This window comes from Dickeya aquatica (assembly GCF_900095885.1).
In the GTDB taxonomy this organism is placed as follows: Bacteria; Pseudomonadota; Gammaproteobacteria; order Enterobacterales; family Enterobacteriaceae; genus Dickeya; species Dickeya aquatica.
In genome coordinates, this window is sequence record NZ_LT615367.1 from 3,971,976 (window position 1) to 3,984,945 (window position 12,970).

Annotated in this window: 7 protein-coding genes and 1 tRNA gene; all 8 read right to left on the reverse strand. The window is 56.6% G+C overall.

The window, feature by feature from the left end:
• Positions 1-72 precede the first annotated feature (72 nt).
• Positions 73-225, reverse strand: a complete 153-nt coding sequence (locus tag DAQ1742_RS17980; RefSeq protein WP_180706186.1) for a hypothetical protein — start codon at positions 223-225, stop codon at positions 73-75.
• A gap of 29 nt (positions 226-254) precedes the next feature.
• Positions 255-6,308: a putative Ig domain-containing protein gene (locus DAQ1742_RS17985; RefSeq protein WP_180706187.1), complete on the reverse strand. Its 6,054-nt coding sequence runs from the start codon at positions 6,306-6,308 to the stop codon at positions 255-257.
• A 211-nt stretch (positions 6,309-6,519) separates the two neighbouring features.
• Positions 6,520-7,257, reverse strand: coding sequence for a phage tail protein (locus DAQ1742_RS17990; protein ID WP_035344432.1), 738 nt, complete (start codon positions 7,255-7,257; stop codon positions 6,520-6,522).
• A 278-nt stretch (positions 7,258-7,535) separates the two neighbouring features.
• Positions 7,536-9,641 carry an HlyD family efflux transporter periplasmic adaptor subunit gene (locus DAQ1742_RS17995; protein WP_083961099.1) on the reverse strand — a complete coding sequence of 702 codons (2,106 nt, stop codon included), beginning with the start codon at positions 9,639-9,641 and terminating at the stop codon, positions 7,536-7,538.
• Positions 9,638-10,978, reverse strand: a complete 1,341-nt coding sequence (locus DAQ1742_RS18000; protein WP_051124124.1) for an efflux RND transporter periplasmic adaptor subunit — start codon at positions 10,976-10,978, stop codon at positions 9,638-9,640. The genes DAQ1742_RS17995 and DAQ1742_RS18000 overlap by 4 nt, the downstream gene beginning before the upstream one ends.
• Positions 10,975-11,754 (reverse strand): efflux RND transporter periplasmic adaptor subunit, encoded by a 780-nt coding sequence (locus DAQ1742_RS18005; RefSeq protein ID WP_035346355.1) that lies wholly within the window; start codon positions 11,752-11,754, stop codon positions 10,975-10,977. Before DAQ1742_RS18005 ends, DAQ1742_RS18000 begins: the two co-directional genes overlap by 4 nt.
• 292 nt (positions 11,755-12,046) lie before the next feature.
• A tRNA-Gly gene (locus tag DAQ1742_RS18010) sits at positions 12,047-12,122 on the reverse strand.
• A gap of 186 nt (positions 12,123-12,308) precedes the next feature.
• Entirely contained in the window at positions 12,309-12,851 is a 543-nt protein-coding gene (gene orn, locus DAQ1742_RS18015) for an oligoribonuclease (RefSeq protein ID WP_035344434.1), read from the reverse strand.
• Between the last annotated feature and the right edge of the window lie 119 nt (positions 12,852-12,970).

Genomic DNA, 12,970 nt, shown 5'->3' on the forward strand with positions numbered 1-12,970 from the left:
CCTGTTCCTGAGCTGACTGTTATTGTTTTTCTACGTTGTTATTGGTTTTTCTCAATTGCCTTACCCTTGTTGCTAAGAAGCCTCGCCGTGATGTGATTCAGCCGCTCCCATGTCCTGCAACGCCTGTTCTATCAGCGACAAACGCTGCCACTCCTGCACGCCAATCTGCTGTAACTGTACATCCAGCCCCGGTGAGAACTGCGCGCCAGCCGATTCGGTTAGCACGTCAGCACGCATGGCGAGTGGCGTGTGAGTTACAGTGGTGGTGATATCGCGCCAGCTACTGCCGGAGAACACCACCATCGGTGACAGGGAAGGTAAATGAATACCGGAGAACAAACCGGCCAGCGACGAACTGCCGCCCAATGCCCCCCGGTGTTAAAGCTCGGAAATGATCCCAGCGAGCTATCAAACAGACTCGCCCCACCGCTGCCCGCTACCTGGGCGAATGCGCCTGCCAGCTGACTGACAACCGCATTTTCCGGCGGCAAGGTGCGCTGGGTTGACTGGAAAATCGCTGACGTTACCGTGGCGCTGGCGCTCTCAACCCGGCCTTCTAACGCGCCCAGAGAGGATGGGGTCAACAATGATCCTAACGTCACCGGCGCGGCGTTCCCGACAGACACAACCGAAGGTAATGATGGCGCTGACAGGCTGGTTGTACCGGTATTTAGGCGGGATGGTGTGTCATTACTATCCTGAATAAGCTGGGTGATATTCGGTGCCATCAAAGGCGCACTGCTCACCGCCAGCGCAAAGGTGGTGCTCACCGAGGCGTTGCTGCTATCGGTTGCCGTCACCCGAATACTCAGGTTGCCGACATCGCTGCTGCCCGGCGTGCCGGAGAAGGTGCGTGTGGCCGGGTTGAAACTGAGCCAGCCCGGCAGCGCCGAGCCGTCTACCCGCGTGGCGCTTAAGGTCAGCACATCGCCGCTGTCGGCGTCGGTAAATGTGTTGGCCGGCACGGTAAAGCTGAATGCGCCGTTTTGCGCCACCGACTGCGCCGCCAGCGTGCCGTTCACTACCGGTGCGTCATTGACGTTGCTCACCGCCAGCGCAAAGGTGGTGCTTACCGACGCGTTGCTGCCATCGGTTGCTGTCACCCGAAGGCTCAGGTTGCCCACATCGCTGCTGCCCGGCGTGCCGGAGAAGGTGCGTGTGGCCGGGTTGAAACTGAGCCAGCCCGGCAGCGCCGAGCCGTCTGCCTGCGTAGCGCTTAAGGTCAGCACATCGCCGCTGTCGGCATCGGTGAAGGTGTTGGCCGGCACGGTAAAGCTGAATGCGCCGTTTTGCGCCACCGACTGCGCCGCCAGCGTGCCGCTCACGACCGGTGCGTCATTGGCGTTGCTCACCGCCAGCGCAAAGGTGGTGCTCACCGAGGCGTTGCTGCCATCGGTTGCTGTCACCCGAAGGCTCAGGTTGCCGACATCATTGCTGCCCGGCGTGCCGGAGAAGGTACGCGTGGCCGGGTTGAAACTGAGCCAGCCCGGCAGCGCCGAGCCGTCTGCACGCGTAGCGCTTAAGGTCAGCACATCGCCGCTGTCGGCGTCGGTGAAAGTGCTGGCCGGCACGGTAAAGCTGAATGCGCCGTTTTGCGCCACTGCCTGCGCCGCCAGCGTGCCGCTCACCACCGGTGCGTCATTGACGTTGCTCACCGCCAGCGCAAAGGTGGTGCTCACCGACGCGTTACTGCCATCGGTCGCCGTCACCCGAATACTCAGGGTGCCCACATCATTGCTGCCCGGCGTGCCGGAGAAGGTACGCGTGGCCGGGTTGAAACTGAGCCAGCCCGGCAGCGCCGAGCCGTCTGCCTGCGTGGCGCTTAAGGTCAGCACATCGCCGCTGTCGGCGTCGGTAAAGGTGTTGGCCGGCACGGTAAAGCTGAATGCGCCGTTTTGCGCCACCGACTGATCGGCAACAGGCGTGGACAGCACCGGCTGCTGGTTGCTGTTATTGACCGCAAGGCCGAAGGTGGTGCTCACCGACGCGTTGCTGCTATCGATCGCCGTCACCCGAAGGCTCAGGGTGCCCACATCGCTGCTGCCCGGCGTGCCGGAGAAGGTGCGTGTGGCCGGGTTGAAACTGAGCCAGCCCGGCAGCGCCGAGCCGTCTGCCTGCGTGGCGCTTAAAGTTAGCACATCGCCGCTGTCTACGTCAGTAAAAGTACCGCCGGGCACGGTAAAGCTGAACAGCATGTCTTTGGTCGCACTTTGCCCGCTGACCGTGCTGCCAAGCGTTGGCACGTCATTCACGCCAGTGACTACCAGCGATGCCAGGGCGCTGTTAGCGGAAAACGCACTGCCGCCGCCAGATGTCGAGGTATCCGCCAGACCTTTGCTGGCCCCTGTCGTTGCTGTGCCGCTGGTCTGATCCCACGCCCGGAAGCCCAGAGTTGCCGTTTCGCCATTGTCACTGTCTGGCACATAACGAAGCTGGGCCGTCTGGCCAAGCAACAGCGCCGAGGAGCCGGAAACCGTACCGATGTTGAACCAGAGGGCTCCGCCATCGGTAGAGTATTGCCAGCCGCCACGGCCTGTTGCCGAGGTAATGGCAATGCCGCTGGCAGCCGCGCTGTCTGCATCGCTATAACCGGCATTGCTGAGTAATGACGACACCAGAGCGGCGGATGATGTCACGTCTTCACTGGTCGGCGTCAATGTGACAGTCGCACCGCTCGATAACGCTGGGGCGTCATTAACGGCTGTGACGTTGAGCGTCATGGTGCCGGTGTCGGTGGATGACACCGTGCCATCGCTGACTTTCCAGCTAAAGCTTGCATAGCTTGTGCCATTGGCATTGGCCGCCGGGAGGAAGGTTAATTTACCGACATCGGCAGCGCTGACGACCGAGCCATTGCTGATAAGGGTATCGCCCCCGCCGCGCACGCCATTACTGTCGTTATCAATAAACAGCTCACCGGCGGTCGGCGCGGTGACAATGGTGATGGATTGCAACGTATCGGCACTATCGACATCACTGAAACCAAAATCCGAGGCGCTGAAACTCTGAGGGGTGTCCTCGTTGAGGGTTTTACTCACGGTGGTATTGCTGATAGTCGGTATATTGTTAACGGCATTGACGTTGAGCGTCATGGTGCCGGTGTCAGTGGATAACACCGTGCCATCGCTGACTTTCCAGCTAAAGCTTGCATAGCTTGTGCCATTGGCATTGGCCGCCGGGAGGAAGGTTAATTTACCGATATCGGCGGCGCTGACGACCGAGCCATTGCTGATAAGGGTATCGCCCACGCCGCGCACGCCATTACTGTCGTTATCAATAAACAGCTCACCGGCGGTCGGCGCGGTGACGATGGTCACGGATTGCAGCGTGTCGCCGCTATCCACATCGCTGAAACCGAAATCCGGGGCGCTAAAGGTCTGGGCACTGTCCTCATTGAAGGTTTTGCTGACCGACATATTGCTGATGGTCGGTGTGTCGTTAACCGGCGTAATACTCACTACCGCCTGACTGGAGCCACTGCTGTTGAGTGCGCCATCATTGAACACCCAGTTAAGTGTCACGCTGGCTGGCGGATTGTCAGAACTGTTGGCATAGCTCAGTGATTGCAGTACCGCATTCACTATCGCCGAGGTGGCGTTACCATTGAAGGTCAGCACCAGTGTACCGCTGGAGTTGGTGGTGACGTTACCGACCGCCGTTCCGTTGTAGGTAAAGCTTTGCCCCGCAGTCAGCGCCCCCAACAGCCCGCTATTGCCGAAGCTATCCTGGCTGTTCGCCCCGCCATTACGCGCCAGAGTGAGCGATGCGCCGTTATAGTTGCCCTGTCCGCTGTTAAGCGCGTCGAGCTCGGTATCAGCGACGGTGACGTTGTTATCTATCACCACCGCGCTGCCGTTTTCGGTATAGGTTGCGCCACCGTTGAGGTTACTAAAGACAGGGGCCGAATTGGACGATGTGGTGACATCGACCTTGGTGGCGCTGAGTATCTGGTTGTTGGCGCTGTCTTTTGCCACCATGTACACATCGTAGCTACTTGCGCCATTCAATCCCGTGACACTGAGGGTCGTGGTATAGGGTGCACCGCTGACGACCTGGCTGCCAGAACCGATTGCCGTCGCCCCTGAGGCGTTCTGCCCGGCGATAATCTGGCTCACGCTGGGTGCTGAGGCACCGTCAGCGACAATCACATAATAAATCGTTCCCGCCTCATCCAGACTGGCAGAAAGGTCAAAACCGCTCCCACTGATATTGCTGGCCGCAGGCGCAACGTCAAATGTCGGCCTGACATCATCACTGACCGTCACTGAAAAGACTTTTTGATAGGTGTCAGTACCATCGCTCACCTGTACCCGCACCGAGTAGGCACCGGGCGTCATGGTCGCGGCATTATTCACCTTCAGCGTGTTGCCGGTGATAGTAAACAGGCTGTTGTCTGTGCTGCCGGTGCCTGACACCAACGTATACGTGAAGGAGCCGGAGTCAACGTCCGTCGCACTGAGCGTGCCCACCGTGCCATTACTGCCCAGCGACTGGCCAATGCTGCCTGAGGTGAGCGAGATATCCGTCGGCGCATCATTGACGGCATGCACCGTCACCTGACTACTGAGGCTGGGGGAAACCGTATTATTGGTGCTACCGTTATCGGTGAGCTGGCTTAACGTCACCGTGCGTGCGGTAACAGACGGATTTTCACTGCTGTTGCGGTAGGTCATCCCCGACAATAACGTGCTCATATTGGCATCCGAGAGGGATGCGCCGGCCAGTGTCACCGTTGCCGTGCTGCCACTCTTGCTGACGCTGGCCGTACCGTAACCACCGCCCAGAGAAAGGTTATTACCATTGGTGAGCGCTACATCCACGCCGTGAATGGTCAGGTATTCCGTGCTGTCGGCGACATTGCTGATAGTAAACACCGCTCCGCTAAACGTCTGCCCGCTGTCATTCGTGGCAGCAGTGACGCCTGAAAACAGGCTCACGCCAGCGCCATTCTCGGTATAGGTGGGGTTGGTTGCGCTCCCGGTCATACTCGGTGCGTTATCAGAGGCCGTCACAGCAGGTGCGGTAATAATATTGTCCCACACCACCAGACCGTTCCCGGTAATCGAGTTCGTTACGCGAACCTCATCAATATTCTGAAAGTCGGGAGAGAGCGTGAGGGTATTAAACGTGGTTGTCAGCGTCACAGAATAGGTTGCGCCAGCAACCGCAACGCCGTCTTTATAACCAGTAAGCGTAAAGGCGTTATTGGGGAAATAGACGCCGGTGACTTTAAGGTCAAGGTTCGACAATTTGAATTCACTGCCATCGGTCGATTTCATCCCAACATAATTCAAATTCCCACCCGAGGTAACTGTGGTATTGAGCACCTGATTGCCACTCAGGGAAACCGACTGAATTGTTACGTTCGACGTACTGTACGCAAAATAGGTAAAACCGTTGGTCGAGTCATCGTAAGACTGGATACCCGGCTGAGTGTTAATGAAGGTATTGGTGCCAGAAAATTGCGAAAAACTGTTCGTCCCTAACGTCGGTGATACCAATAAATTCGTATATTCCCGCTCGATACCGCCCAATACCGCATCATTTGTCTCAATACTGCCAACCGTTGTCTCCAGTTGCCAGTTTCCCCCTTTGGATGCGGCACCGGTCAAGTCAGTCGAGGCGGCAACATCCGCCTGCGTGAGCTGTGAGAGTAATGAGACAAAATTAGTGCCACTGCCTTTGGCGACATCACAACCATAGAGTAGGACATCGCCATCGGCGGTGAGCGCCGCACCGAGTTTCGCCAGATCGGCGGATCGCGCCTGTGCCGTGGTACTGTCTAACGTCAGTGAGCCCAGGCGAACCTGCCCCTCATTCCCATGGCTTAATATATGGATAGCGTCATATCCGGTGTGCGTCTCAGCCCATACAGCCAGTTGGCTCAAACCATCTTTACTGCTATCCAATAGCAAGACATCCGTCCCTGCGGGCACGTTATTGACCAGCGTTTGGTAATTAATAACCGATGTATCAATCACCACCAGTTCTTTACGCGGGCTCGCCTCTGCCACCGACGCGACTGCCGCATCCGTCGCGGTCTTGCTGTCATGGCTGGCGCTATCACTTTGGTGGGATGAGCCAGAGTGAGCTGAAGTGCTCTCAGTAACTGCTTCGCCAGCGTGTGCCGCCGAAGACGGTGTTTGCGCGTCAATCGGATGACTGGTATCAGCCTGGTTCATGGTCGTGGCTATCGCACCGTCAAACAAGACCCGCGCTTCCAGCATATACCCTAAAGGAGCGGGTGCCGGGTCAATTACGTTCTTCGGGCGAGACAGCTTTTTACTGAATAATTGACGCAACAACATAAATATTACTCCAGAGTGATAGGGTACGAATGCCTGAACATCAATACTCAGAAGTCATCATGAATAAATCGCGCATATCCCTATAGCTGTAATAAAACCAGGCCAAACATCTTTTATTTGATAATAACTAAATTGAAGATCAATCCTTCATTTTCAATCTGATTGATATAGCGCTTCCCTGATAATTCAGGAAAGCGCATTGATTATTTATTTAATTTGGATTCATAGGGAAAATCCCCTGCACCGCAATACAGGCCGTTAAGCCGACACTGGGATTGCGCACGCTAAATGGCGTCCCGCCCGTATTGGCGTTAATGGTTACACCACTCAGGGTTCCGAGGCTAAATGGTACGCCAAAAGGCTTTAACGTCGCGTTGGTGGCAGCATTACTGTAAATTTTCGCAGGCGAATCAGTGCCACCAATAGGGCTTAAATCAAACGATGGCGATGTACCCGCCAATGATACGGTGTTACCGGGTACGTTGGTGGTGGCCGCACCGGTAACAACTGGAATGGCGACAGATGCCGTACCCGTCAGAGAGGAATTGGGGGAAAGGGTCGCCGGGTGTATATGCGGCGCGACATTATTGGCCGTTAATGCCACATTCTCTGCACCATACGTCTGCCCTAGCGCAACGTTTGACAGGCCCGGCCCTTGCCCTGTGCCCGCCACTACGCGACTACGTAAATCAGGCAGCCCAAAGGTGCCTTGCGCCTGCGATCCCCCCCAGGTATACCCCACCAGAGCATAAAGCGCCTGATATTGGTTGATAGGGACTAATTGGCCATTTGCGCGAAGGTAGCCATCAGGACAATAGCTCGTCACCATATAGCAAACAGACCCTACATAAGGCTCGGCAGCACAAGCCATTACTGATGTCGGGAGCATGGCAAAACCTAATGCGCCGGCAAGAACTGATTTGACAAACAAACGCTGTACTCGCTTCATACACACCACTCCTTGAGAGATAATAACTTCATCGAATAGTGAAAAACATCTAATTACTTAAAGCATGCTATTGATTTTCATAATGAAAACCGGCACACGAAAAATGCAAAAAAGATGTAAAACAGCGGAACAATGACGCGTCAAATAACAGTGTTAATATAGTTCAATCAGATAAATCTTACTTGCCGACAGATAACATTTCCTTGTATTACCCCTAAAAAACGTAAGAAATTTTGGATAATTATTACAGTGAGCACCGTTACAGTCACCGTCCTTAATCAAAACCCGCTCTCCCGAATTCCCAGCGCCATCAGCCGACGCCACACCGCGCCGAGAATCGACTCTTTTTCCCCTTCCAGCATCACGCTGCCGCGCAGTGGTTGCCTCGGCAGTTGCCGCTCGCCAATCACGCTAAAGCGCACACCGTACTGAGCCTGCGCGGGCTGAGGGAGGCGCTCACTGTTACGTCGTACCGCAACAGGCCCGCCATGATCGGACGCCAGCAGCTCTTGCTGAAGGTAAGCACTGCCGGTCGGGGCGATTTCCTCAAGCCTCACGGTTAGCGCCGGGAACATCGGGTCATCGGCAATAAAGGTGCCTTGCTGGCCTGTATGCACCCGGCTGAGTGACTGTTCAGGCACATAGCCCTGAAGCTTGCCTCTACCGGGTTCAACCACGCGCAACAGGGGCAGGTCTGTCGTCAGCCAGCGATCGCGCGACAACGCCCAGGCGATATCTCTGACCTGGCCTGCCTGTGGCGCGACGATCGTCAGGCGCTGGCGCTGCGCCGCCAGCCCGCGATAACGCGCCAGCGACTCGGCCAACTGACGGCTTACCACCTCGGTTTCGCTGGCCGTTTCCTGGCGCACCGCGGCGCGCAGTAATTTCTGCTGCAACACCGCGACCTGCTGACGTTCGATGGACAAGCGGTATTCCAGATCCGACGAATAAAGCGTCAGCAGCACCTCTCCGGCCTGCACGCTCTGGCCTTCAGCCACCGGCACAGCCTGCACTTGCGCGCTCACCGGGGCATACAACACGCTGACATTTTCAGCGCCAAGCACCGCAGGAATACGCACACTGCCGCGCCACGGGTAGAACAACAGCAGGCCACACAGACCCACCATCAGCAGAGTTCGAATCCGGGCTACCGGGTGCGAAAGACGTCGCATAGACCACCACACAGAGGCTTCCTTGAGTATCGGAAGCGCGATAAACCAGCCGATTTCCACCAGCATCAGGCCAATGCCAACCACCTTGATAAAAAAGTGATACACCACCAGCGCAATGCCGAAAAACAGGAAGAAACGCCACACCCATGAGGCATACCCCCACAACAGCAATTTACGCTGCATGGCAGGCGACCAGGTTTCCGGTGCCGCCTGACCATAACCAAACAGCAGTTCACGCAACCGCCAGCGGCACAATGCATAAGCCCGCGACTGTAAATTCTCCACCCGCCAGGCATCACTCAACAGAAAATAACCGTCGAAGCGCATCAGCGGATTCAGGTTAATCATCAGCGTGGTTATCCATGTCACCCCCGACAACATAAATGCCGCGGTACGCAGCGGGCCGTCATCCAGCAGTGACCACACCAGCAACGCCACCGCCGCCAGCATCAGCTCAGCCAAAATACCACCGGCGCTAATCAACAGACGGGCGCGGTTATCGCGCACACGCCAGGCATCCGACACATCGGTATAAAACAGCGGGAATAACACGATGAACGCCACACCCATGGTTTGCACCCGGCAGCCAGCACGTTTTGCCATAAAGGCATGGCCGAGTTCATGCACAAATTTGGCGAAAACCAGCGCACAGCCAAACGTCATCATGCCCGGCAAACTGAATAAATGCGGGAAACCGTGGGTATAACGCACCCAGTCGCGGCTCACCAGGAATACGCCACATAGCAGAATCAACGGCAATAACAGGCGCAAACACGGCCCGCCGATACGCTGTAACCACGGCCAGCAACGGTTAAGTAACGGGTCTGGCCGCCATAGCGGAATGCGAAAAAACAGATATTGATGCAGCAGCGTTTTCCACAGGCTCACGCGAAAATGCGCGGCCTTAAACACATACCCCAGCCGTTGCTGTGGGTCGCTGGCGGCGATCAGGTCATGAGTGCGTAGAAAGCGCAGTAACTGCGCCAGCTCGTTTTCCTGCACAGGTAAGCCGGGCTCAAGGTTCGCCGCCGCCAGCACCGCCTGAGGGTGGCGTAAAGACCAGTGACGCAGCAGCCGCATCGCCGCGGGGGTTAATTTGAAATACTGGCCTGTCACCGGATCAGAGAGCACCCATTGTGGCGCACCATCAAGACTGGTGGCAGACGTCACCACCTGCAAGTCGCCCCGCAATACCGGCAGCAGTTCACTCATATCCCCACCGATTGACGCAACACCGCCAGTGGCCGCCGGAACAGGTACACCGCCAGCGGCACATCATCACCAGACAGTTTGGCCGTACCGCGCAACCCGATACGCGGAGCCACATCATCAAAACGGGCATCGAGCCGATATGCCAGATTCCCGGCTGGCGTCAGTTCCGACTCATACGCCGATCGCACCAGGGTCGCACGGTGCGGGATCACCGGGTCGCTATCAAGAAATAACGTCACGCTCGCCTGCGGCGGCAGATGGATAGCATCGCCAACATCCAGCTCAATACGCAGCGACACCGACGCCGGGTCAGCCAGTTCCATCAGGCGCTCACCGGTGCGCACCGGTTTGCCTATCCAGCGTTCGTCATCAGCAAATACCGCAATGCCATCACGAGCGGCGCGCACCTCGGCACGCCCCAGCAAGGCCGTGGCATAATCCCGCTCGGCCCGCTTTTGCGCCACCTGTGCAGCCAGAAAATCCAGCCGCGCTTTGGAGTCCGAGTCCTGAAAGGCTCGCTGTGCGCTGGCCCGGTATTCTGCCTCAGCCACATTGAGCGCACGCTCGGCCACATCGGCCTGTGCTTTTAGCGTCGTGTCGTCAAAACGCACCAGCAATTCACCTTTATGCACCGTCTGGTTTGGCCGCACCGCAAACGACTGAATGACGCCATCCAGAGGCGCGGCAATCACCTGGCCGTTAAACGGAATGACCTCCGATGGTGCCAGCACCGACTGACGCACCGGAATACACAAAACGCCCGTCAGCACCAGACAAGCCAGCGCGCCTTTCCAGCGCCAGCGAGTGCGCTGCCACACCCGCTGCGGCTCCAGCGCCAGCCAGGCATGGCTAAACGCCTGAGCCAGTCGCTCCGCCAATATTTGCTCGGCAGGCTGCCACGGCTGTTCTTTGGCATACCAGATGCCGCCAAACACTCTGCCCTGCCGGTCTTTTAACGGCGACCACAACACCTCCGGGGCCGATAACGCCTGCCAGTCAGCACGGCTGTGTTCATCAAGCGTCATGGCATCAACGATGCCGCAGGTTGGTAATTGTGCCTCGTTGCGCTGTGCACAGGCGCGTTCGATAAACGCCACAAACGGCGCATGAGGGGCGGGCTGAGTCACCCCCGTTACCGCCCGCACCCGGCCGTTAATCACCAGTGCAGCATGGCGAAAACCAAACAATGCCTGAGTGTCGTTAACGATGCAGTAGCCTAACGCCTCTGCGTTACTGGCTGCGCGCGCCTGATGCTCAATATCCAGAAAGCGGGCAAACACCCGCTCGCTGGAAGCCTGTGCGGGTGTGGCAGAAGAACAGGGGGAAGAGGAGGTCACGGTTGCTCCGGAAAATGCGCCGAGCCACTCATACCAGCCATCAAGGCGTTATCTTTGGTGTCGATAACCCCGGTCAGGCTTAAAGTCTGGCTGCTTTCATCAATGCGCGCCCCCAGCCTGACGATGCGAGCCTGAAGCGGCTTGCCGGTTTCATCCGGTGTGAAGGTAAAAATCAGCCCCGGCTTGAGCCTCGCCAGCCAGCGCGAAGGCACCAGCAGATTAATTTCCAGATTGTGATTATTCACCACATCCAGCACCGGTGCGCCCGCAGGCACGCTCTCATAAGCCTGCGCCCGCCGCCTGACCACTTGCCCGTCAAACGGCGCAGATACGCGACAACGGCTGGTTTGAATCTGATAGACCTGGCTTTCGGCCTGAGCCTGCGCAAGGCGAGCGGCAGAAAGCGCCACCGCATGTTTACCGACCGATTTTAACTGCGATAGTTGCTGATTCTGGCTTAATTCCGCCTCGGCCGCCCGTGCCGCTGCCTGTGAGGCGGCCAACTGGGCCTGATAAATGGCACAGTCAAAACGCGCCAGCAAATCCCCTTTTTTGAATGACTCCCCTTCCCTGAGCGGCATGTCCACTATTCGTCCGGCCAAATCGCTGGATAAGGTCGCTTGCTCGACCGCCACCAACATACCGCGCACCTGATTATCGGCTGATGCGTTGACCAAAGCGGGGTGAGAGGTCGTGCTTAATAATGGGTCATCGGCCCATGCCTGCGCCTGATAGCCACTGAGGCACAGCGCGAACAACGCGAAAAACCGATGCAACGCACAATGATTAACACGCTTCACATTAGCCTGCCTTAATGCTTACAACGGTGTGTGTAAATCAGCCTGCATAATCAGAAACAACAGGCTGAATATTCACTGATTAGCCATAATTTATGCATGGAATTATAGTAGACCAGCCCTGGCAGAAAGGTGACAAAAGCTAAAAAACGATTGATGAATTTGCTATCGCGTACCCGTCACAGGGGAATGCGGTAAATCTCAGGCACAAAAAAACCACCTTTCGGTGGTTTCTTGTCGTTATACAGACAGTTGTCTTTATAACGGAATTTGGAGCGGGAAACGAGACTCGAACTCGCGACCCCGACCTTGGCAAGGTCGTGCTCTACCAACTGAGCTATTCCCGCTTGGGTGGACATTACGCGGCGCACTGCGTCGTCGTTATGTGGGGCGCATTATACGAAAAACGGCTTGCCGTGCAACCCCTGAAACACAAAACACCGTGCGTTCGCTTGCAAAAGCGGCAATGTGAAGAAAAAAACTGCGATATGGCAGCGTCTCAGCACGGTATTTTTGATTAAAGCGAGCTCCATTTACAGCTGGATAAAATGCTCGCGGTAGTAGGCCAGTTCCGCAACAGACTCCCGAATATCATCCAGCGCCTGATGGGTATTACGCTTTTTAAAACCCGCTAACATGTCAGGTTTCCAGCGGCGCGCCAGTTCTTTAAGCGTGCTGACATCCAGATAACGGTAGTGGAAATAGGCTTCCAGCTCCGGCATGTAGCGGAACAGGAAACGGCGATCCTGCCCGATGCTGTTGCCACAAATCGGCGATTTTCCCGCCGGCACCCATTGTTGCAAAAAACGTAAGGTTTCCAGCTCGGCGGCGCGATCATCATAAGCGCTCGCTTTCACCCGCTCTACCAGCCCGCTGGCGGTGTGGGTACGCACGTTCCAGTCGTCCATCAGCGCCAGTTGGCTATCTGACTGATGTACCGCCAGCGTCGGGCCTTCGGCCAGAATGTTCAGGTTGGCATCCGTTACCAGCGTGGCGATTTCGATAATGCGATCGCGCTCGGGGTCTAGCCCCGTCATTTCTAAATCAATCCAGATAAGGTTGTGTTCGTTTACCATTGTTGCCATTCCCGTGGGTGTTTCACCAGCAGGCTAACAGCGCCACCGGCGGTTAATTAAAATAAAATAGCGTGTATTATAGTCGCTTCCATCGCCACCGGCGATAAGTGCCGAACCAA

What these genes read in the sequence shown, in the direction of transcription:
- DAQ1742_RS17985 (WP_180706187.1), bottom strand. Translation starts at nt 6,308, where the DNA reads ATGTTGTTGCGTCAATTATTCAGTAAAAAGCTGTCTCGCCCGAAGAAC.
- DAQ1742_RS17990 (WP_035344432.1), bottom strand. Translation starts at nt 7,257, where the DNA reads ATGAAGCGAGTACAGCGTTTGTTTGTCAAATCAGTTCTTGCCGGCGCA.
- DAQ1742_RS17995 (WP_083961099.1), bottom strand. Translation starts at nt 9,641, where the DNA reads ATGAGTGAACTGCTGCCGGTATTGCGGGGCGACTTGCAGGTGGTGACG.
- orn (WP_035344434.1), bottom strand. Translation starts at nt 12,851, where the DNA reads ATGGTAAACGAACACAACCTTATCTGGATTGATTTAGAAATGACGGGG.